20 protein-coding genes are annotated in these 21,104 nt (G+C 68.0%); 14 read left to right on the plus strand and 6 right to left on the minus strand.

Annotation, left to right across the window (positions count from 1 at the left end):
- The first annotated feature begins 47 nt into the window (after window positions 1–47).
- Window positions 48–1,601 carry a succinic semialdehyde dehydrogenase gene (locus tag AB0F41_RS25575; protein WP_357427990.1) on the plus strand — a complete coding sequence of 518 codons (1,554 nt, stop codon included), beginning with the start codon at window positions 48–50 and terminating at the stop codon, window positions 1,599–1,601.
- Window positions 1,602–1,612: 11 nt separating this feature from the next.
- Here the strand turns inward: AB0F41_RS25575 and AB0F41_RS25580 are convergent, their stop codons facing one another.
- Window positions 1,613–2,023: a DUF779 domain-containing protein gene (locus tag AB0F41_RS25580; protein WP_357427992.1), complete on the minus strand. Its 411-nt coding sequence runs from the start codon at window positions 2,021–2,023 to the stop codon at window positions 1,613–1,615.
- A 306-nt stretch (window positions 2,024–2,329) separates the two neighbouring features.
- Window positions 2,330–2,638 (minus strand): hypothetical protein, encoded by a 309-nt coding sequence (locus AB0F41_RS25585; RefSeq protein WP_357427994.1) that lies wholly within the window; start codon window positions 2,636–2,638, stop codon window positions 2,330–2,332.
- A gap of 139 nt (window positions 2,639–2,777) precedes the next feature.
- Between AB0F41_RS25585 and AB0F41_RS25590 the strand changes: the two genes are divergently transcribed.
- Window positions 2,778–3,659, plus strand: a complete 882-nt coding sequence (locus AB0F41_RS25590; RefSeq protein WP_357427995.1) for a TIGR03621 family F420-dependent LLM class oxidoreductase — start codon at window positions 2,778–2,780, stop codon at window positions 3,657–3,659.
- A 37-nt stretch (window positions 3,660–3,696) separates the two neighbouring features.
- On the opposite strand, the gene AB0F41_RS25595 is transcribed toward AB0F41_RS25590, so the two are convergent.
- Window positions 3,697–4,314, minus strand: coding sequence for a TetR/AcrR family transcriptional regulator (locus AB0F41_RS25595; RefSeq protein ID WP_357427997.1), 618 nt, complete (start codon window positions 4,312–4,314; stop codon window positions 3,697–3,699).
- Window positions 4,315–4,432: 118 nt separating this feature from the next.
- On the opposite strand from AB0F41_RS25595, the gene AB0F41_RS25600 reads away from it, so the two are divergent.
- The 12 genes from AB0F41_RS25600 (at window position 4,433) to thpD (ending at window position 15,949) form a co-directional block, all read left to right on the plus strand.
- Window positions 4,433–5,497, plus strand: coding sequence for an aldehyde reductase (locus tag AB0F41_RS25600; RefSeq protein ID WP_357427999.1), 1,065 nt, complete (start codon window positions 4,433–4,435; stop codon window positions 5,495–5,497).
- Between the two features lie 10 nt (window positions 5,498–5,507).
- Window positions 5,508–5,708 carry a hypothetical protein gene (locus AB0F41_RS25605; protein WP_357428001.1) on the plus strand — a complete coding sequence of 67 codons (201 nt, stop codon included), beginning with the start codon at window positions 5,508–5,510 and terminating at the stop codon, window positions 5,706–5,708.
- A 264-nt stretch (window positions 5,709–5,972) separates the two neighbouring features.
- A complete protein-coding gene (locus tag AB0F41_RS25610; protein ID WP_357428003.1) occupies window positions 5,973–7,514 on the plus strand; it encodes an NAD(P)/FAD-dependent oxidoreductase in 1,542 nt (513 codons plus the stop codon).
- A 73-nt stretch (window positions 7,515–7,587) separates the two neighbouring features.
- Window positions 7,588–8,961, plus strand: coding sequence for an FAD-dependent oxidoreductase (locus AB0F41_RS25615; protein WP_357428005.1), 1,374 nt, complete (start codon window positions 7,588–7,590; stop codon window positions 8,959–8,961).
- A gap of 133 nt (window positions 8,962–9,094) precedes the next feature.
- Window positions 9,095–10,219: a protein phosphatase 2C domain-containing protein gene (locus AB0F41_RS25620; RefSeq protein WP_357428007.1), complete on the plus strand. Its 1,125-nt coding sequence runs from the start codon at window positions 9,095–9,097 to the stop codon at window positions 10,217–10,219.
- A 211-nt stretch (window positions 10,220–10,430) separates the two neighbouring features.
- A complete protein-coding gene (locus AB0F41_RS25625) occupies window positions 10,431–10,736 on the plus strand; it encodes a hypothetical protein (protein WP_357428008.1) in 306 nt (101 codons plus the stop codon).
- 161 nt (window positions 10,737–10,897) lie between these two features.
- Window positions 10,898–11,608: a response regulator transcription factor gene (locus AB0F41_RS25630; RefSeq protein WP_357428010.1), complete on the plus strand. Its 711-nt coding sequence runs from the start codon at window positions 10,898–10,900 to the stop codon at window positions 11,606–11,608.
- A gap of 12 nt (window positions 11,609–11,620) precedes the next feature.
- Window positions 11,621–12,709 carry a HAMP domain-containing sensor histidine kinase gene (locus AB0F41_RS25635; protein WP_357428012.1) on the plus strand — a complete coding sequence of 363 codons (1,089 nt, stop codon included), beginning with the start codon at window positions 11,621–11,623 and terminating at the stop codon, window positions 12,707–12,709.
- A 72-nt stretch (window positions 12,710–12,781) separates the two neighbouring features.
- Window positions 12,782–13,390 (plus strand): diaminobutyrate acetyltransferase, encoded by a 609-nt coding sequence (gene ectA / locus AB0F41_RS25640; RefSeq protein WP_357428014.1) that lies wholly within the window; start codon window positions 12,782–12,784, stop codon window positions 13,388–13,390.
- A 1-nt stretch (window position 13,391) separates the two neighbouring features.
- Window positions 13,392–14,651: a diaminobutyrate--2-oxoglutarate transaminase gene (ectB, locus tag AB0F41_RS25645; protein WP_357428016.1), complete on the plus strand. Its 1,260-nt coding sequence runs from the start codon at window positions 13,392–13,394 to the stop codon at window positions 14,649–14,651.
- Window positions 14,652–14,665: 14 nt separating this feature from the next.
- The gene (locus AB0F41_RS25650) at window positions 14,666–15,061 is read left to right on the plus strand and encodes an ectoine synthase (RefSeq protein WP_357428018.1); all 396 of its coding nucleotides are present in this window, start codon (window positions 14,666–14,668) and stop codon (window positions 15,059–15,061) included.
- A gap of 18 nt (window positions 15,062–15,079) precedes the next feature.
- Window positions 15,080–15,949: an ectoine hydroxylase gene (gene thpD / locus AB0F41_RS25655; RefSeq protein WP_357428020.1), complete on the plus strand. Its 870-nt coding sequence runs from the start codon at window positions 15,080–15,082 to the stop codon at window positions 15,947–15,949.
- Between the two features lie 65 nt (window positions 15,950–16,014).
- On the opposite strand, the gene erm is transcribed toward thpD, so the two are convergent.
- The 3 genes from erm to AB0F41_RS25670 form a co-directional block, all read right to left on the minus strand.
- Window positions 16,015–16,869, minus strand: coding sequence for an ErmE/ErmH/ErmO/ErmR family 23S rRNA (adenine(2058)-N(6))-methyltransferase (gene erm / locus AB0F41_RS25660; RefSeq protein WP_357428022.1), 855 nt, complete (start codon window positions 16,867–16,869; stop codon window positions 16,015–16,017).
- Window positions 16,870–17,204: 335 nt separating this feature from the next.
- Window positions 17,205–18,689 (minus strand): MFS transporter, encoded by a 1,485-nt coding sequence (locus AB0F41_RS25665; RefSeq protein WP_357428024.1) that lies wholly within the window; start codon window positions 18,687–18,689, stop codon window positions 17,205–17,207.
- Between the two features lie 84 nt (window positions 18,690–18,773).
- Window positions 18,774–20,492, minus strand: a complete 1,719-nt coding sequence (locus AB0F41_RS25670) for a hypothetical protein (protein ID WP_357428026.1) — start codon at window positions 20,490–20,492, stop codon at window positions 18,774–18,776.
- Between the last annotated feature and the right edge of the window lie 612 nt (window positions 20,493–21,104).

The following is a 21,104-nucleotide window of genomic DNA, read 5'->3' on the forward strand; positions in this document are numbered from 1 at the left end:
TAGATTCTGTTCCGACCTCGTGGAATACCGACAGCTGGGAGGTAGCGATGCCCGTGCCGGATACCGCCGTGTTCGATCGACTGTCCGCGCTGTCCGCGATCGGCGATGCCGGCGCCCGGCCCGCCGCCACCCTCGCCGAGGTCTTCACCGGCCGGCCCCTGGGCACCATACCGGTCGGGACCGCCGAGGACGTCACCGCGGCGGTCGGCCGTGCGCGCGCCGCCCAGCCGCACTGGGCCGCGCGTCCGGCGAGCGAACGTGCCCGGGTACTGCACCGGTTCCGGTCCTCGGTCGTCGAACACCGTGACGCTCTGATGGATGTGATCCAGGCCGAGACCGGCAAAGCGCGCTGGGCGGCGCAGGAAGAGGTGATGGGGCTGATGTTCGCGGCGCGCTATTTCGCGCGAATCGCGCCGCCGCTCCTGGACGATCACCGGGTACCCGGCGCTTTCCCCGTCCTGAACCGCGCCACCGTCGGTGCGCGCCCGGTGGGCGTGGTCGCGGTGATCGCGCCGTGGAACTATCCGCTGGTGCTCTCACTGGGTGATGCGATTCCGGCGCTGCTGGCGGGTAACGCGGTGGTGCTGAAGCCGGACAGCCGGACACCCTTCTCCGCACTGGCCGGCGCCGATCTGCTGTACCGGGCGGGGCTGCCCCGCGACCTACTGGCCGTGGTGCCGGGCCCCGGTGCGGTGGTCGGCGCGGCGATGGTGGACGCCTGCGACTATCTGATGTTCACCGGGTCGTCGGCCACCGGTCGCACACTCGCCCGGCAGTGCGGAGGCCGGCTGATCGGGTTCTCCGCCGAACTGGGTGGCAAGAATCCGATGATCGTCGCGCCGGGGGCGAATATCGCCCGCGCCGCCCGCGCCGCGGTCCGGGCCTGTTTCTCCAACGCCGGGCAGCTCTGTATCTCCATCGAGCGCATCTATGTGGACCGCGCGATCGCCGAGGAGTTCACCACGGCCTTCGTGGCCGCCGTCGAGGCGGCGAAGCTGGGTGCTGCCTACGATAATTCGGTCGATATCGGGTCGCTGATCTCCGAGGAACAATTGCGCACGGTGAGCCGCCACCTCGCCGACGCGGTGGCGCGGGGAGCCGTGATCCGAACCGGTGGCAGACCGCGGCCCGATATCGGGCCGCTGTTCTTCGAACCGACCGTCCTCACCGGGGTGACCGACGAGATGATCTGCGGGCGTGGCGAAACCTTCGGCCCACTGGTGGCGGTGTATCCCGTCGATTCGGTGGACGAGGCGGTGGCGGCGGCCAACGACAGCGCCTACGGGCTGAACGCCAGTGTCTGGGCGGGCAGCCGCACCGAAGGCGAGCGGATCGCCCACCGTCTGCGCACCGGCACCGTCTGCGTGAACGAGGGCTACGCCCCGGCCTGGGGCAGTACCGCCGCGCCGATGGGCGGGATGGGGCAGTCGGGGGTGGGGCGGCGGCACGGTCCGAACGGGCTGCTGAAGTTCACCGAGCCCCAGTCGGTGGTGACCACTCGTTTCCTGAATCTGGATCCGCCGCCGCTGATCCCGCGGGATCTGTGGCAGCGGGTCCTGATGGGTATCGCGCGGGGCCTGCGGTTCTGGCCGGGCCGATGAGTGCGGGCGGGTCAGCTCCCGGCGCCGCGGCCGCGCCGCCGGGCATCGAGCGCCGCGGCTTCGGCGGCGCTGAGCCGGCGGGCCCGTAGCAGGAAGGTCGCCGACGGCTCCGGCGCCTCGCCGTCCGCCTCTCCGGCGGAGGCCGGGCCGAGGTCGGGGGGAACGTCGACGGTCAGGTGCTCGCGGTGGAAACGCGTATAGGCCTGCTCGCTCATCCACAGTTCGGTGTGCCAGGCGAGACGCCCGAAGAGAGTATCCCCCTCGGCGGCGCGGAAATCGCGGATCGGCAGCCATTTCGGGCACGGATCGCCGGGGCCGTGGTGGGGTAGATAGAGCAGGATGGGGCCGTGGTGCTCGATCAATTCGCGTAACGCGTTGCGGGCCCGGTCGGTCACCGCGACCCGGTCGCTGCGATAGGCCATCAGCAGCCTCTTGCCGTGCCGCGGTCGCCCGGCGGTATCAACGAACAGATCCGATGAGACATCTCGCTCCCTCGCCTCGGTATGCCGCGTGGGTGCCCGCCGCGGCACCCGGTAACCGGTCCGCCGCGGCCCCGATTCCGGGTGGCTTCTTCGCCGGCATTCTTGCGAACACATTCTTGCGTATTGGGATCGCAGGAGCGAGAGGGTGGGGTGAGATCGATGAAAAGCCTTGTGGTATATGAACGATGCCTACGCGACCGATGTCCCCGGCGACGGAGCGCCTGCCGGGATCGGTGCCCACATCAGCTATTTCCGGATGAAGATCCCGGCGACATCGGCGCGCTCGATCGGGGTGTCGGCATTGGCCTGCACACTGCACAGACCGTCCACCGCGGCCATCGACAGGTCCACATTCGTTCCGGTCGGTTCGCGGCCGAGCTGCTCTTCGAGGAACTTCGTGATGGTGACCCGCTTGGTCTGCTGATCCTGCTGGACGTATTCCCGGCACGGGGTGTCGCCGCCCTTGTTGAGCGCCTGTTCGATTTCGGTGCAGCCGGCCAGTGCCAGCGCGGCGGCCGCGATCATCAGGCCGGTCCGGGCTTTCGTGGCGTTCATGACATTCCTCCTGGTCGGCTCGGGGGACGCGGCGCCCGCCCGGCGCACACCACTGTATGGGCTGCGGACGGGCGGGTGCGCGCTGCCTGTCCGGTATTCCCGCTCTGCGCGGTCGCTATCCGCAAGGTATGCAGGGGAGGTGACATCACCAGGTGAATTCCGCTTCGGCGTCAATATGACGGTCCCGCAGTCCCGCGACGAATGGGTGCGCAAATGTCGTCGAGCCGAGGAACTCGGGTACGACGTCATCGGGGTGGCCGATCATCTCGGCATCGTCGCGCCCTTTCCCGCGCTGGTCCTGGCGGCCGAGAACACCGAGCGGGTGCGGTTGAACACATTTGTGCTCAACGCCGGTTTCTACAACCCAGTGTTGCTGGCACGTGAGGTGGCCGGCACCGATCGGTTCGTCTCCGGGCGGCTGGAACTGGGTCTGGGAGCAGGGTATGTCCGCGAGGAATTCGAGACCGCCGGTATCCCCTTCGGCACCGGCGGCCAGCGGGTCGCGCATCTGGAGGAGACCGTGCGGACGCTGCGCACCGCGCTGTCGGACCCGGAGTATCAACCCCGCCCGGCGCGGCCCGGTGGCCCGCCGCTGCTCATCGCGGGCTGGGGCGACCGGGTGTTGACGCTGGCCGCCCGGTACGCGGCCGTGGTGGGTTTCACCGGCGCCGCCACCACGGGGACCGGTGCGTTGCGCCTGGCCGGGCCCGAGGCGATCGACGAGCGAGTGGCCTTCACTCGTGCGGCGCTGGGGGAGCGGACCCCCGAAGTGGAGTTGAACGTATTGGTGCAGACCGTGGTGCCGCCGCAGCGGCGCGCGGAGTTCCTGGACAGATACCGATCCGTGCTGAAACCGGAGGTGCTGGCGGTTGTGGACGAGTTGCCCACGGTCCTGATCGGCAGTCCGCCGGAAATCGCCCGGCGGCTGCGCGCCAATCGCGAGCGGTTCGGCTTCGGCTATATCACCGTCCTCGAGGCCGATCTGGAGACGTTCGCGCCGGTGATCGCCGAACTGCGATGAGGTGACGTATATCTCGAACCGCGCGGCCACCGCCGGATCAGGTTTCGCGGGCGAGTAATCCACCGAGGTTGTCGAGGACCGAGTCGACCAGTGCGCTCGCGGGCGTGCCGAGCAGGGCGCCGCGTTTGTCGAGCTGACCGTCGAGCCAGAGCGAGGCCATGCCGTGGCCGAGTGCCCAGACGGTGAGGGTGACCGATTGGGCTCGCGAGGGCTCGAGTTCGCCCGCGGCGACACAGTCGCCGACGGCGTCGGCGAGCACTTCGAACGCGGCCTCACCGGCGGCGCGGGTATCCGGATGTTTCTCCGGTTGCGAGAGCTCGGGCCGGAACATCAGCCGGAAGTAGCCGGGCTGTTCCCGGGCGAATCGCACGTAGCTGTGGCCCATGGCCGTCAGTGCGGCGGTGGGGGAGTCGGCGGCCGTCCGGGCGGCCGTGAGTTGTCCGGCGAGCAACCGGAATCCCTGCGTGGCGAGGTCGGCGAGCAGGGCGGCGCGGTCGGCGAAATGGTGATACGGCGCGCCCGAACTCACACCGGCTTCGCGGGCGACCCGCCGCAGACTCACCGCCGCGATTCCCTCGGTTTCGATGAGCCGCAGGCTGGCCGCGAGCAGTGCGTCGCGGAGGGCGCCGTGGTGGTAGGAGGTCCGGGTCACCATCCGAGCGTAAGCGAGCGGACGGAATAGTCGAAGTGGGGTCTGGACAGCAAATCTATACAGTGCTTAGATTATGTGAGCGGCGTTCAGATTGGCGCCGCCCGAACCAGGACAGGTGAATATGAGCACACGGGTACTCGTCACCGGCGCTACCGGATTCGTCGCCGGCCATGTCATCACCGAACTACTCGGGCACGGGTACGCGGTGCGCGCGACGGTGCGCGACCTCGCCGCGACCGCCACGCGAGCCCATCTGGTCGACCACGCCACGCGCATCGGCGGTGAACTGGAATTCGCCGAAGCCGATCTGGACCGCGATGCGGGCTGGGCCGAGGCTGTCGCCGGTTGCGGCGCGATCCTGCACGTCGCCTCCCCGTTTCCGGCGGGGCCGCCGGATGACGACGACGAACTGATTCGCACGGCCGTCGACGGGACGCTGCGAGTGCTGCGTGCCGGTGCCGCCGATCCGGCTATCCGGAGGGTGGTGCTGACCTCCTCCATCGCCGCGGTCGCGCACGGGCATCGTGATTCGGCGCCGCGTACGGAAGCGGATTGGACCGTGGTCGAACGCAGCCCGGCCTATCAGCGCAGCAAAACGCTCGCCGAGCGGGCGGCCTGGGAGTTCGCGGAATCGCTACCCGCTTCGCACGGGTTCTCGCTGGTCGTGCTGAACCCGGGGATGGTGCTCGGTCCGGTGCTGTCGCCGGTCACCAGTACCTCGCACGAACCGGTTCGCCGGTTACTGGCCCGGGAGGCGCCCGGAGTGCCTCGGGTGGGGTGGTCGGTGGTGGACGTCCGGGATCTCGCGGTGGCTCATCGGCTGGCCCTGGAGACGCCGGAGGCGGCCGGTAGGCGGTATATCTGCGCCGGCGAACATGTCTGGATGCGGGATATGGCCCGGATGCTGGACGAGGTGTATCGGGCCCGCGGGCTGCGGATCGTCACCCGTCCCCTCCCCGATGTGCTGGTCCGGGCGGTCGCGCTGGTGGACCCCGGGCTCCGGCTGACGGTGCCGGCGCTCGGCCGGGTCGAGCGCGTGATCGCCGATCGGGCGCGCCGGGAGCTGGGCTGGACGATGCGACCGGTCCGGGAGACCGTTGTCGATACGGCGGAGAGCCTGCTGCTGCGCGGCGTGGTCCGGCCGCCCGGCGCGGTGGAGCCGGCATTCGCGACGGCTGAGGCGTGAGGAGGCCGAAGTGCTTGTCACGATGGTTGTGATCACGGTGGGCGCCCTGGTGCGCAGGTTCGGGAGCCGGGGACGGCCCGGGCGGCCGCGGGCGGATTCCGCGGCGAACCCGGAACGGGGGCGGCCACGGTGGCCGTCCGGGTTCGTGGTTCCGGCGGGGCTCGGCCTGTGTGGCGCGGGGGCGGTGACCGCGGCGCTGGTGCTGTGCTGAGGCCGCCGCCCGGTGCCGGCGTATCGGGCCCGCCCGGCGGCGCGGGTCGGGTCGACCGGCGCCGGCAAGAATTCGTGATGGGTTGAATCGTGGTCCGGGTGCGCGCACGATCGAAGCTGCCACCGGGATTCACCGGGTGTCGTGTGTGGCCCGGCCGCTCGCGTGCCGAACCACGGCAGTATCAGGTACCCTGAGTTACATATAAGGGTGCGTCTGTCGTGATTCCCGGCGACGGCCCCGGCACGAGAGCAGACGAGGAACGCAATGACGCGGCATGTCGACGTACTGATCATCGGAGCCGGACTGTCCGGTATCGATGTGGCCTGCCACCTGGAGAAGGAGAATACGGGGCGCAGCTACGCGATCCTGGAGCGCCGTAACGCCATCGGCGGCACCTGGGATCTGTTCCGCTATCCCGGTATCCGGTCCGACTCCGATATGTATTCCTTCGGCTACGGCTTCCGTCCCTGGCGGGGTACGAAAATGCTCGCCGACGGCGCCTCGATCCGCCGCTATATCGAGGAGACCGCCGCCGAATACGGGGTCACCTCGAAAATCCGGTTCGGACGCAAGGTCGTCTCGGCGAGCTGGTCGACGCCGGACAACCGGTGGACGGTGCGGGTGATCGAGGAGGCCACCGGCGCCGAGGAGACCTGGACCAGCACCTTCCTGGTCGGATGCACGGGCTACTACGACTACGACAACGGTTATCGTCCCGGATTCCCGGGCGAGGAGACCTTCTCCGGGCAGATCGTGCACCCGCAGCACTGGCCCGAGGATCTGGACTACCGCGGCAAGAAGGTCGTGGTGATAGGGAGCGGCGCTACCGCCATCACGCTCGTTCCGTCGATGGTCGACGACGCCGAGCACGTGACCATGCTGCAGCGCTCGCCCACCTATATCGCCTCCATTCCCGCCGACGATCCGGTCGCGGTGGGGCTGACGAAAGTGGGCTCCCCGGCCGGGCTCACCTATCAGGTGGGCCGGGCCCGCAATATCGCGGTCCAGCAGGCGAGCTACCAGCTGTCGCGCAAACAGCCCGGACTCGCGCGCAAGATGTTCCTGAACTGGGTACGCGCCGCGGTCGGGCCCGGGGTGGATATGCGCCATTTCAGCCCGTCCTACGCGCCCTGGGATCAGCGGTTGTGCGTGGTGCCGGGCGGTGACCTGTTCAAGGCGCTGCGCCGCGGCCGGGCCTCGGTGGTCACCGATACGATCGACACCTTCACCGAAAAAGGGGTGCGCGTCGGTTCGGGCGAGGAGATCGAGGCCGATATCGTCGTGACCGCCACCGGCCTCACCATCCAGATCCTGGGCGGGGCCGTGCTGGAGGTGGACGGCGAACCGGTCGTGACCCGGGAGCGCGTCATGTACAAGGGATCGCTGCTCGACGGCATTCCCAACGCCTTGATGGTGCTCGGCTACACGAATGCCTCCTGGACGTTGAAGGCCGACCTCGCCGCCGAATACTTCTGCCGGGTGCTGAACCGGATGCGCGACAGGGGATACACGCGGTTCGAGGTCCATGCCGGGCCCGGCGACCGGTCCGAGATGTCGGTGATGGGTGGCGCGCTGAGCTCCGGCTATATCCGGCGCGGTGACGCGGTGATGCCGCGGCAGGGCACCGGCGGACCCTGGAAAGTGGTGAACAGCTACTTCCGGGACCGCGCCTACCTGCGCAGGAGCCCGATCGAAGACGGCATCCTGACCTTCACCGATCGCACCGGTACCCGGATCACCGGAACGCGCGGTCCGGTGCGGTCCGCGGTGGGCCGCCTGCCGGTGTTCGGTTCCCGTTCGGCCTGAGGCATATCGCCGCCCCCGCCACGCCCCGGTGCGGACGTCGAACGGCGGGCCGGGCGCTGGGTAGGTTGGTCGTATGACCGATCGGTTGGTGATCGTCGGCGGTGACGCCACCGGAATGTCCGCGGCCGCACAGGCCCGGCGGTACCGGGACGCGGACGACCTCGAGATCGTGGTGTTCGAACGAGGCCATCACACCTCGTATTCCGCCTGCGGGATCCCGTACTGGGTGGGTGGGCAGGTCGAGCACCGCGACGATCTGATCGCACGCACCCCCGAGGAACATCGGGCCCGGGGAATCGACGTGCGGTTGCGAACCGAGGTGGTCGAGTTCGATATCGCCGGCCGCCGGGTTCGCGGCCATGATCTGGCCACCGGAGCCGAAACCTGGACCGGGTACGACGCCCTCGTCGTGGCGACGGGGGCCCGACCGATCCGCCCGGAACTACCCGGTATCGACGCGCCCGGTGTGCACGGGGTGCAGACCCTGGACGACGGTGAAGCCCTCATCGCGACCCTGTCCGCCACCACGGGCCGGCGCGCGGTGGTGGTCGGCGCCGGCTATATCGGGGTCGAGATGGCGGAGGCGCTGATCCGGCGGGGATTCGAGGTGACCGTTGTCCACCGTGGGGCCGAACCCATGTCGACGCTGGACCCGGATATGGGGTCGCTGGTGCGCGGCGCCCTGCGCGGGCTGGGGGTGACGGTGGTGGGCGACAGCGAGGTCGGCGAGATCCGGACCGGCCCCGACGGACGGGTACGCGGTGTGGTGGCCGGCGGTACCGTGTATCCGGCCGATGTGGTGGTGCTGGGAATCGGTGTGGTTCCCGAGACCGGCCTCGCCGCGGCGGCCGGGCTGCCGCTCGGTGGACACGGCGGCCTGCTGACGGATTCGGCCCTGCGGGTCCGCGGGCACGACGACATCTGGTCCGGCGGCGACTGTGTGGAGGTTCTGGATCTGGTCTCGGGGATGCGCCGCCATATTCCACTGGGCACTCACGCGAACAAGCACGGGCAGATCATCGGGGCGAATATCGGGGGCGGCTATGCCACCTTCCCCGGTGTGGTGGGGACGGCCGTGAGCAAAGTGTGCGATCTCGAAGTCGCGCGGACCGGGTTACGTGAGAAGGACGCGCGCGCCGCGGGTCTGCAGTACGTTACCGCGACCATCGAATCCACCAGCCGTGCAGGCTATTACCCGGAAGCGGCTCCGATGACGGTCAAGATGATCGCCGAGCGTGGTACCGGCAGGTTGCTCGGCGTGCAGATCGTGGGACGGGAAGGCGCCGGTAAACGTGTCGATATCGCGGCGGTCGCGCTGACCGCGCGGATGACCGTAACCCAGATGATCGCACTCGATCTCGGCTACGCCCCGCCGTTCTCCCCGGTCTGGGATCCGGTGCTGGTCGCGGCGCGTAAGACGGTGCGCGCGGTCGAGGAGCGCGGTTGAACGCGCCCGCCCGCCTACCCCGTACTATCTTCCATCGTCAGTATGGAAACGGGTCGATCGAAGGGGGCGGTGTGCGGACCGGGGGTATCGGGATCGGGCAACACCGGGAGCTATTCATGATTATGGCGGCAGGATGAACTCCGACGCGAACGCCGGGGGCGCCGACCCGGCCGATATCCTGGGCGCGGTGACCGAGCCGATAGTACGGGAGACCGAGCCGAGAATACGGGAGACGACCGATACCCGGCGCCGGCTCGCGGCCGTCGAGGACACCGTCCCGCGGCAGGCGGTCGCCCAGGGTATCCATCGCGTCGCACTGCCCGACGACGAGCTCGCCGAAGTGGTGTGCGTGCACTGCGGGACCCAGGGCCGTGGCCCGCGCTGCTCGGCCTGTGAGCGTCCGCACCGGATCCAGGACCGCTTCGAGGCCGATCTGGGCGTGGCCGGTCTGGTCACCGATCGAGGGATCCTGCACGCGCGCAACGAGGACGCGGTGGCCGCCGCCGTGGTCCCCGACGACGACGGCCGTCCGGAGACCATCGTGCTGGTGGTGTGTGACGGTGTCTCCTCCTCTCCGGATCCGCAGGCGGCCTCCGGATCCGCGGCGCGTACCGGTGTGGATGCGTGCCTGGCCGCGCTGGCCGGCGACCGGACCGCCGAGGAGGCCGCCGCCGCGGGGATGGCGGCCGCGTCCGAGGCGGTCCGCAATCTGGTCGGCCCGGACGGTGACGCGCCCTCCTGCACCTATGTTTCGGCGATCGTGCGTTCCGAGGCCGATGGCCGGACCTCGGTAACCGTTTCCAATATCGGTGACAGCCGCGCCTACTGGCTGGCTCCCGGCGAACCGGCCGCCGAACAACCGGCCCGGCCCGGCCATCCCGCCGCTCTGTCGGCCGCGCAGAAACTCACGGTCGACGATTCCTGGGCGCAGACCCTGGTCGAGGCGGGCGCGATGGACGAACAGGCGGCCATGGCCGATCCGCGAGCCCATACCCTGATGCGCTGGCTGGGCGCCGACGCGGGTCAGCACCCGTGGTCGGCGGACAGTATCCGCACCTATTACGTGGAGTCACCCGGACTGCTGTTGCTGTGCACCGACGGGCTGTGGAACTACCTCCCGGCTCCGGCGGATCTCGCTCAGCGCGCCCTCGGCGCACCGACCGTCGACGCGGCACGCGCGCTCGTCGATTACGCCGTGGTCTGCGGCGGCAGCGATAACATCACGGTCGCGCTCGCCCCGGTGTCCGGCGGTCTGTGAGTCGTTTGCCGGATCCGGCAACTTCTCGGCAATCGGTATCCCGGGTGCCGCGACAGCGGGTGCCGGTAATCCTGCCCGATGTGGACGGGCCGGCTTCCGGTTGTCCGCCGTGTTTGCAAAAGTGCGAAGTCGGGTACAAACCCGGAAAGCCGGTGCGACACCCAAGGTCGGCCGGACGAGCAGGTACGCACCTACCGCAAGGAGGTTCGTCATGAAGGGTGGCCTGTCCGCCGCTCCGGGAACAACGATGGTCACCACGAATCATGAGGTCATCCGCCAGTGGGCTCAGCGGCGCGGTGCGAATCCGGCGACGATGCCCAACAGCCGTTACGACGGCGAGATGGGCGTGCTGCGATTGGATTTTCCGCACTACGGCGGTGCGGTCCTGCAACCGGTCAGCTGGGCCGACTGGTTCGCGAGCTTCGACGCACGCAAGCTGAGTTTCCGATACCAGGAGTTACGCGCCGACGGAACGCCGAGTAACTTCTTCCGCCTGGAGCATGCGCACGACATCTGAACGTGAGTCATTTCACTGCAGGGGTTTACTTCGCGGTCATTCCGGCTAATCGTATAACCGGAAGGTTGCTCGAGTAAGCTGAGTAGCGGGCTGTCGCGTCGGTTTGGGGATGCGAAACCCGCGCCGCGGCACGCCACGTGCGTCTGCAAGGGAATGAAAATTTGAGCGCGAACCTGATGATCGTGGAAGACGACGACCGGGTCCGGGGTGCTTTGCGCCTGGCGATGGAAGACGAGGGCTACGACGTCGCGGAGGCCGAGGAAGCCGAGGCCGCGCTCACCCATCTGCGCACGATCGGTGTGCCCGATGTGATGATCGTCGATCTGATGCTTGGCGGAATGGACGGGTTCACCTGTATCCGTGAGATCCGCCGGGAGCACGATGTGCCGATCATCGTGGTCAGCGCCCGCGACGATACCCACGATGTGGTCGCCGCGCTGGAGGCGGGCGCTGACGATTTCGTCACCAAACCCTTCGAAATCAAGGAGATCACCGCGCGGATGCGGGCGCTGCGCCGTCGCGCGCGGTTCTCGGTGGAACGTGAGGCCCCGATCGAAGTGGTTCTCGACGCCGATCCCGACGCACCGTTGATCCTGTCCCCCGACGGGGGCGCGGTCCGGCGGGGGGACGAAGAGATCGGTCTCACCATCACCGAATTCCGGCTGCTGTGCGAACTGGCCGAGGCGCCCGGCCGGGTGCTGAGCCGCGATGTCCTGCTGGAACGCGTCTGGGACCGCGGTTTCTTCGGGGACGAGCGGATTGTCGATGTGCATATGCGCAGATTGCGAACCAAGATCGAGCGGGATCCTTCCGATCCGCGGATCGTGGTCACCGTCCGTGGCCTCGGTTACCGGCTGGACGTGCAGCGCTAAACGATGAGCAGTGTGCAGAGCGCAACCCGGATCGGACCCGATCCGGGGCGCTGGAGCCTGCGTAGCCGGGTGACCACCGCATTCGCGGCGTCCTCCGGCCTGATGGCGCTGGTCCTGGTGCTGGCGGTGTTCGCCGTGGTCAGCGAGGAGAGCCGTACCTTCAGCGAACGCCTTCGCCATCGGCCCGTCCTGCTGATCAGTTGCGCGCTGACGGCGGCACTCGTCGGCGCCGGGGTCGGAGTCTGGGTCGGCCGCCGGATGCTGAAGCCGCTGCGCGATGTGGCCGAGGCCGCCGCGCTGATCGCGTCGGGGGAGCTGGATACGCGACTGCCCGATAGCAACGACCAGGACCTGTCGAGTACTGTGGCGTCCTTCAACAGAATGATCGATTCGCTACAACGGCGGATCGATCGGGAACATCGCCTGTTCGGTGATGTGAGCCACGAGTTGCGGACCCCGCTGACCACCTTGACGACGGCCGTGGGTGTACTGAACCGGTACCGGGACGACTGCCCGCCGCGTTCGCGTCAGGCCTTGGACCTGGTGACCGCGGAAGTGGAACACCTGCGGCGGCTCCTCGACGATCTGCTGGCGCTGGCCCGGGTGGAAGCGGGAATGCACCACGGGGATATGGACTCGGTATCGGTGGGTGACCTGCTCACGCACACCCTCGGCGACAGCTACCGCCCGGCCGCACTGCTCACGGTCGACGACGACGTCACCGTGCTCGGCCGCAAACTGGAGCTCGAGCGCGCGGTGCTGAATCTGCTCGAGAACGCCGACCGGCACGGCCGAGGCGTTGTCGGGGTCACGGTGCGCCGCGACGGTGCGGACGCCGTCGTCGAGGTCGACGACGCCGGACCCGGCGTGGCGGCCACCGACCGCGACCGGATCTTCGAACGCTTCGCCACCGCGCGCTCGGGGCGGCGTTCCGCCACCGGCGGGACCGGAATCGGCCTGGCGCTGGTGGCGGAAACGGTGGTGACCCATCGCGGCCGAGTGGAATGTGTCGAACGTCCCGGTGGTGGGGCCCGTTTCATCATCCGGCTTCCGGTTATACAAAGAGAGGAACGACGTCATACGCCTGTAACACGATCGTAAAGAACTCGACCAGGTCACCTCAAAGTTCATTCGTGAGCCTGGGAAAGTACTGCAAGCAGACATCGGAGTTGTATGTCTTTACAAGCTGAGTCCACGCAGACCGCCGGCACCGCCGGCACCGACTCGACGCCTTCGTCCGCAACCGATGCGGAGCCCGCCAGTACCGGCGTGGTCCTGCGCGCGCCGCGGATCGCCGACGCCGCGAGGTTGTGGCAGATCGCCGACGAGTCGCAGGTCCTGGATGTCAATTCGAGCTATGCCTATCTTCTGTGGTGCCGCGACTTCGCCACCACATCTGTAGTCGCCGAGAGCGACGGCCGCGTGGTCGGCTTCGTCACCGGCTACCTGAGACCGGAGGCGCCCGGCACCCTGTTCGTATGGCAGGTCGCTGTCGACGCCGACCAGCGCGGCCGGGGCACCGGCGTCGCCATGCTGGATTGGCTGGTATCCACCGTCACCGCGCCCGGGCACCCCGCCGGCGGCAGCGTCGATGCGCTGGAGACCACCGTTTCTCCTGATAACCCCGCCTCGATCGCCATGTTCTCGTCGCTGGCCCGCCGCCGCGGCGCCGATATGGTGCGCAGCGATCTGTTCGACCCGGATGTTTTCCCGGACAGCCACGCCGCCGAGGACCTTTACCACATTTCCCCGATCGCCCGTAATAACGAAAGGGATCACTGAGATGATTACCCCCGAAACGACGATCTTCGATGAACTGGAATCCAATGTCCGCGGTTACTGCCGCTCCTGGCCGACGGTTTTCGATACCGCCCAGGGCGCATGGTTGCGTGACGAGAACGGTAAGGATTTCCTCGACTTCTTCGCCGGCGCGGGCGCGCTGAACTACGGACACAACAATCCGGTACTGAAGTCCGCGCTGCTGGACTACATCGCCGGTGACGGCATCACCCACGGTCTGGATATGTCCACGGTCGCCAAGCGCAAGCTGCTGGAAACCGTGCGCGATACCCTGCTGGCCCCGCGCGGACTGAACTACAAGGTCCAGTTCCCCGGCCCGACCGGCGCCAACGCGGTCGAGGCCGCGCTGAAGCTGGCGCGCAAGGTGACCGGCCGGCAGACGATCCTGAGCTTCACCAACGCGTTCCACGGCATGACCCTGGGCGCACTGTCGGTGACCGGTAACGCGATGAAGCGCGCCGGCGCCGGTGTGCCGCTCAACCACGCCACCCCGATGCCGTATGACGGCTATTTCGACGGCACCATCACCGATTTCCTGTGGATGGAGCGGGTGCTCGACGATTCCTCCTCCGGTCTCGACCGCCCGGCCGCGGTGATCGTGGAAACCGTGCAGGGTGAGGGCGGTGTGAATCTGGCGCGCGACGAATGGCTGCGGCACCTGGCCGCGCTGTGCTCCGAGCGGGGCATCCTGCTCATCGTCGACGATGTCCAGATGGGTTGTGGGCGTACCGGGCCGTTCTTCTCCTTCGAATCGGCGGGTATCACCCCCGATATCGTGACCCTGTCCAAGTCGGTCGGTGGATACGGCCTGCCGATGGCGCTGGTGCTGATGAAGCCGGAACATGACGTGTGGTCACCGGGCGAGCACAACGGCACCTTCCGCGGTAACAATCCGTCCTTCGTGACGGCGCAGGTAGCGCTCGAACACTATTGGTCCGATGATGTACTGGAGAAGGCCACCCTTGCCAAGGGGAAGCGGGTGGCCGCGGCGCTCAACGAGGTCGCCGTGGCCGTTCCGGGAGTATCCACTCGCGGCCGTGGCCTGGTACACGGGCTGGTCTTCGAGGACGCCTCGCAGGCCGTCAAGGTGTGCCAGGTCGCGTTCGACCGTGGTCTGCTCACCGAGACCTCGGGTGCGTCCGACGAAGTCGTCAAACTGCTGCCGCCGCTGACCATCGCCGATGACGAACTCGATCAGGGTCTGCACATCCTGAGCGACGCCGTCGAAACTGTTTGCAGCTGAAAGGGAAACACCGAATGATCGTTCGCACCACAGAAGAGATCACCGGCACCGCACGCGATGTGGGTGCCGAAAGCTGGCGGAGCAAGCGCATCGTGCTGGGCGGTGATGGAGTCGGATTCTCGTTCCACGAGACCACCATCGAACCCGGCACCACCCACGTCTTCCACTATCAGAACCATGTGGAAGCGGTCTGGCTGGTCGAGGGTGAAGGCACCCTCACCGACCTGACCAACGACCGCACCTACGACCTCGCCCCGGGCACGATGTATCTGCTCAACGGGCACGAGAAGCATGAGGTGCGGACACGGACACGGATGCGGATGCTGTGCGTGTTCAATCCTCCTGTCACGGGGCAGGAGGTGCACGACGAGAACGGCGTTTATCCGTTGATCGCCGTTCCGGCCGACTGAGAGGAAGGACGAACGACGTTGGTAGACAATCGGATCGATCGCTATCCGACCAGAATCGCGGAGCGCCTGCCGCTACAGCAGCGGCACGACGCAACTGTGTGGGGCCGGATCGGCAACGCGGAGCTGGATGCGTTCGATACCGACGGTTTCGCAATGATGGATCGCTTGCTGTCTCCGGAGGAGGTGGCCGAATACGCCGCCGAGATCGACAGGCTGGCAAGCGATCCCGAGTTGTGGGGTGACGAGCGGCTCATCGTAGAGAAATCGTCGCAGCAGGTGCGCTCGGTATTCGAGGTGCACAAGCTGAGCCCGGCGGTGGCGGAACTGGTGCGAGAATCACGGGTGGTCGACCTGGCCCGGCAGGTTCTGGGTTCGGATGTGTATATCCACCAGAGCCGGGTCAACTATCTGCCCGGGTTCGGCTCCGGTTTCTACTGGCACTCCGATTTCGAGACATGGCATGCCGAAGACGGTATGCCGTCGCCTCGGGCGGTGAGCCTGTCCATCGCGTTGACCGACAACTACCCGTATAACGGCAGCCTGATGGTTATGCCGGGGTCCCACCAGACGTTCGTGCCCTGTCGGGGTGCGACACCCGCGGACCACTTTCGGGAGTCACTGCGAGAGCAGGAGATAGGGGTGCCGAGCAAGGCCGATATCACGGATCTGGCCCATAAGTACGGGATAACCCAGTTCACGGGTCCGGCCGGTTCGGCGCTGTTGTTCGATTCGAACATCATGCACGCGTCGGCGAACAACATCACACCGTTCCCGCGGTCGAATATCTTCCTGGTGTTCAACAGTGTGGAGAATGCCCTGGAAGAGCCGTTCGCCGCGCCGGGACAACGGCCGACGTATATCGCCGATCGCGAATTCACGCCGGTGTAGGGCGGCGAGCCGCCCATGGCGACGGGGACGAACCCGCGAGGTTCGTCCCCGTCGTCGTGTTCGAATCACCGGCTGCGCCGTGACGTCTCCCGCGCAGCGCGGGGAGTAGATCCGCCGGTATCGCCCCCGTCGAGAAGGCGGAAGACGATGAGCCAGGACCCCGGTGCCACGAAGCCCACCGGAACATCGGCGGGGATTCCGGCCGCCGCGCACGCGGCCGCCACCGCACGGGCAGGGTGCGCGCGCCGCAGGGAGGCCGCGAACGATCCGCCGACCCCCGAGAATCCCAGGTCGACCAGCCTCCGGTATCGGTTCCGGATATGTTCCGGGAGGAGTGGTTCGGTGCGGGGCACGATCCGCAACAGAGCTGCGTCGACCCGTGGCACCGGAGAGAATTCGCGTCGGTCGAGCCGGTGGCCCAGGGCGAATTCGGTATCCGGCCAGTGCGTCACGGTGAGTTTCGACCAGCGGCCGTAGTCGCCGGTGTGTTTGCGGGCGAACTCGTACTGGGTGAGCAGTGTCGCCGAGCTGAGATGCCGTGCCGCCAGACACCACCGGACGATATCGGTGGTGACCGCGAACGGGACGTTGGCGACCACGGCGAACGGCCGGTCCGGCGGGGCGGCCGCCCGGAAATCGCTGTGTACCACGTGGAATCGGGGGTTCTCCGCGTAACGCACGGCGAGCCGCCGAGCGTAGCGGCGGTCCTTCTCGTAGGCGAGCACCCGGCCGGCGCGGTCCAGAAGTGGACGGGTGAGCGTCCCGTCTCCGGGCCCGATCTCGAGCACGAGGTCGTCGCGTCCGATACCCGAGGAGCGCACGATACGGCGGGCGGTGGCGGGGTCGGTGAGGAAGTTCTGCGACAGCCGTTTACGGGTCGCGGATATGCGGGCAGGCGAATGCCGGTCGTGGCGGGACATGGATCCTCCGAGGGAGTGGGCCGAATCGAGGTGTGCTTGATTCGCCCGGACCCATGCCGGGTGCAGATGCGGCGCCGACGGGCGCCGGAATGGGGGTCGCGACAGGCGGGGCGGTGGGTGCCGACGGGCCTACCTACGGCCGGGTGATCCCGCGGTGGGGATTACCGGCCGGTCAGCGGAGTGTGGTGTGCACCGGCAGAGTCCGAGCTGCCGTGCGCAGGCGGAGGTAGAACGCGCCGACCGCGCACACTCCGTTGATGCACAAAGTTCCCATGCGGGCGACTGTAGGTGATGGTGGCGAGCCGGTACAGCGAATTTCCGCTGCGAAAAGGGGCTCATCGCGCGCCCGCGTGTTCTCCGCAGGTTGCGGGCGGGGCGAGCTCGGCCAGTTCGGCGTCCACGGTGGTGCCGGCCGGACCTGCTGAAGGGATGTCCGCGGGCGTGATCGCGGCCTGGGCGCCGTCGCGGTAGCTGCGGCTCAGCCGGCGGTAGTACTTGCTACCCAGCGCATATCCGGTGAACAGCAGGCCCAGTATGCCGAGCAGCACGAACACCAGAGCCATTCCACGGGCCTCGCCGGTACCGAACCAGCCGCCGATCGACCGGGCACCGGGCCCGTCGGTCATGAACGGGATGAAGAAGAACTGGGCGAGCGGGCTGATCAGGAAGGCGGTCAGCGGAGAGGCGGCCTGTTCCACGCTCTGCGCGAAACCGAAGACGCGACCCTGCCGTTCGTAGGGCACGACCTTTTGCAGCACCGTCTGTTCGGCCGCTTCGGCGAAGGGCATGAGCAGCATGAACACCGCCATTCCGCCGAACAGCAGGAGCACTGAATCGCGCATCGGGAAGATCAGCATGACGGCCCAGAGAGCCATGTTGACCAGCAGGATCAGGCGCACCGGGTTCGACGAGGTGCCGGTCCGCGCGACCAGCAGTCCGCCCACGATCATCACACCGCTCAGCACGCCCCAGGTGACGCCCCAGACCTGCACCGACATCATGGACAGGGCATAGGGATCCATCAGCGCCATGAGCCCGCCGAAGAGCAGGTTGTTCAGCGCGGCGAACGTGATCAGCGGGATCATGCCGGGGATCCCGCGGACGACCCGGACCGTTCCGCGGAGATCGACGCGACGAGGTTCACCGGCGGCAGCGGCCCGGGCCAGCGTATCGGGGAGGGTGAGCCGGTGCAGGTGCACCAGCGCGCCGGTCAGCACGACCACCGCGAGGATCAGGATGCCCAGCATCCCGTTCCAACCGACGAGCAGGGCACTGGCCACCGAGGTCACCAGGTGCGAGATGCCGGTCGTGGTGCCGACGAGGCCGTTGGCCCGGTCGCGGACGCGGGCGTGGAACATAGCGGTGACCACGGTCGGCAGCGCGATCGTGCGCAGCCCGCCGGCCACCACTCCGGTCATCAGCAGCACGATCAGTATCCACAGCCGTATGCTCGCCGGGTCCTGCCAGGCGGCGGTGGGTGTCGCCGCATAGAACGCCAGCGCGAGTGCGTAGATGCCCAGGGAGATCAGCGCGGAGGCCTGCATCACCGACTTCTTGCGCTGGTGGTCGACGATACTGCCGAACCAGACGCCGGTACCCGCCATGGCGACCAGGAAGATCCCGGCGATCATCCCGGTCGCGAACACCGAGCGGGTCTGCAGGTACACGAAGAAGGTGATGCCGAACCACACCGTGAAGTTGATGAATGAGACGAGCAGCACGTTCACCAGCAGTTGCGCGAAGGTTCGCACGGTGGGGTCGTGGACGTCGAGGCGGTCGGTGGCCTCGGCGGCGGTTCGGTGTGGGGTTCCCATACTCATGAACTCAACTACCTCGACAATGGTTTAGGTCAAGGGGTGACCGTGCGGATACGTCACCACCTCAGACCGGCTCCGCCGCCGAAACTAATCGCCGCCCACCGCGCCGATGCCGGGATGAATGGCGGTGGCGATCACTTCCTCGGCGACCGCCTGGGCCCGCCACATTCGTGCTTCGGCCCCGGCTCCGCGCCGTTCGAGCAGGTCCGCCAGCCCCGACATCGCCGGGATCAACCGTCGCGCGGCGGCCGCTCGCCACCACACTTCGGCGGCCTCCGGCTCCTCGCGCCGCAGATACAGCAGCCCGAGATCGTAGGCGGCGCCGATATGTCCGGCCCGGGCCGCCGGTGCCCACAATCGGACGGCCTGCTCGTCATTGCCCAGCGCATGCGCGGCGCCGCCCAGGGTGTGGAGCCGATCCGGATCCGCGAGATCGGTGGCGGATGTGGGCTTCCCGGCCGGTACCGGGGGCAGCGAACCGTCGGCCACGGTATCGGCCAGCGCGTCGGTCATATCGAACGAGTCGTCACTCCGATGGCGTGGCGCCGCCGGGAGATGATCCGCGACCAACGCGGCCCGGTCGCTCGACGCCGCGGGCCGGGGCGGTTCGTGCCCGTAGTCGGGAAGGCCGGCGTCCCGGATCACCGGCACCAGGCCGGTCTGCTCGGGATTCTCTGCCCAGCCGGCCGGTCCGGCGGTGCCGTACGCGCTCGGGCCGCCGGGAAACCGCTGGTAATCGTCCGCGGTGCCGCCATCGTCGTACCAGGTCTCGTCGTAGCCCCCGTCCCATTCCGCGGGCCATTCCTCGTAGCCGCCGAAATCGCGGAGACCGAGGTCGAGGTCCGAGGTGGCGACGGCCGGGAGGTCCCGGGTGTACCGCGGGAAATCCGTGCCGCGCTGCGGGTCCCGGCTCAGCAGGAACAGATCGGCGAAACTGCAGGGATAACCTTCCACCTCGGCGATGCCCGGCGGCCGGACCGCGGTCGCGGCCGGATCGGACTCGTCGGAGTGGCCGGCGGTTTCGGCCGGATTGCCGGGTTCGGGCACTATGTCGCCGAAACCGCCGTCCACAGCGCCCGTTCCGGAAGCGGAACGGGCACTGTCGCGTTGGTACAGCGCGGCGTCACCGGGGGCCGAGATCGCCGGAATCCGCGGGGTGAACAAGCGCGGATGCGGATCCAGCGGGATGCTGCGGATCTCCACCACCAGATCCGCGAAATGCGGTGGACCCTCGCCCACGCTGCACCACAACACCGTCCGGCCCGAATCGGTCTGCTCGACGACAACGCCGTAGTTGCCCACCCACGACTGCGGTTCGCCTGTCGCGTCCGACCACACCGGTGTCAGCGCGAACAGCGCGTCGGGCGAATCAGCGGTCAGATCGAAGGTGATACCGCGTTCGAGGGCGTCGCGCCAGATATCGACTCCGGCGAGATGTTTCCCGTCGATATCGATGTATCCGCCGATCACGGACAGTCCGATGCCCACTCCGGCCGGCCTCGCGGGCGGTGTCGCCGACAGCAGCGTCATGGTGAGCGCCGATGCGGGCGTGGACAACTGCTCGCTGTACATCGGGTAGACGGTGGCGCCCTGCCAATCGATCGGTTCGGCGCTGAGGTAACGATCGGCCAGTACGACCGGAGGTTCGGCCGGATCGTCCGGGAAGTCCGCGGCGTCCATGGGCGCGGCCACCGGCGGCACGAGTTCCAGCAACGGCATGGCATCGTTGCCCGGGCCGCGTAGATGCCGCGGCAGCTGCCCGGCGGCCGGTACGCGTACGTACCTGTCATCCTGCGATGGAATCACTCCGGTCGTCGACGCTACCGGATCGTACATATCCTGCCCCGCCTTTCCCACCGCTCCGATTCACCCCGCAGCAATGCGGTGGCTATACCGTACTAGCCGGATCCTCCGGATGGGGTGCGATTTCGTGCCCGACAACACGTTCGAGTGCCGCGGTATCACGTTCCGGCGCCCGGAACAGCACAGACGGCCTGGCGAATGCCTGGTTCGCAGCCGCGCGACAGGACACGCTGGGGCGCGCGGACTTCCGTAACCTACTTCGGCGACGCCGGGACCATCGGATGCAGCGAACGCGCCGCGCGAACAGAGGGGTACGCCATCGCGCACCGCACACGATCCGGGTGCCGGCCGGATAAGTGGTCGGACACTGGCACGCCGGGTGCCTCCGGGCGCCCGAACCGTGATCGGGCCACTGCGCCGGTGGTCCCCGGCCCGCACGAAAACCGGCCCGCAAGGCCCGGCACCATCGTCACCACCCGATTCCGATCCGAACCGGGCTCATCCAGAGAATGGGCCACGTCCTCGGTGCCGAGTTCAGCGAGGCCCTGAAAGGGTTCGGCCCGCGTCTGCTGTCAGCCCTCGAAGCGAGGCGGCGCAGCCGCGAGTCTCGAGGGC

It is taken from the genome of Nocardia sp. NPDC024068 (genome assembly GCF_040638875.1).
In the GTDB taxonomy this organism is placed as follows: domain Bacteria; phylum Actinomycetota; class Actinomycetes; order Mycobacteriales; family Mycobacteriaceae; genus Nocardia.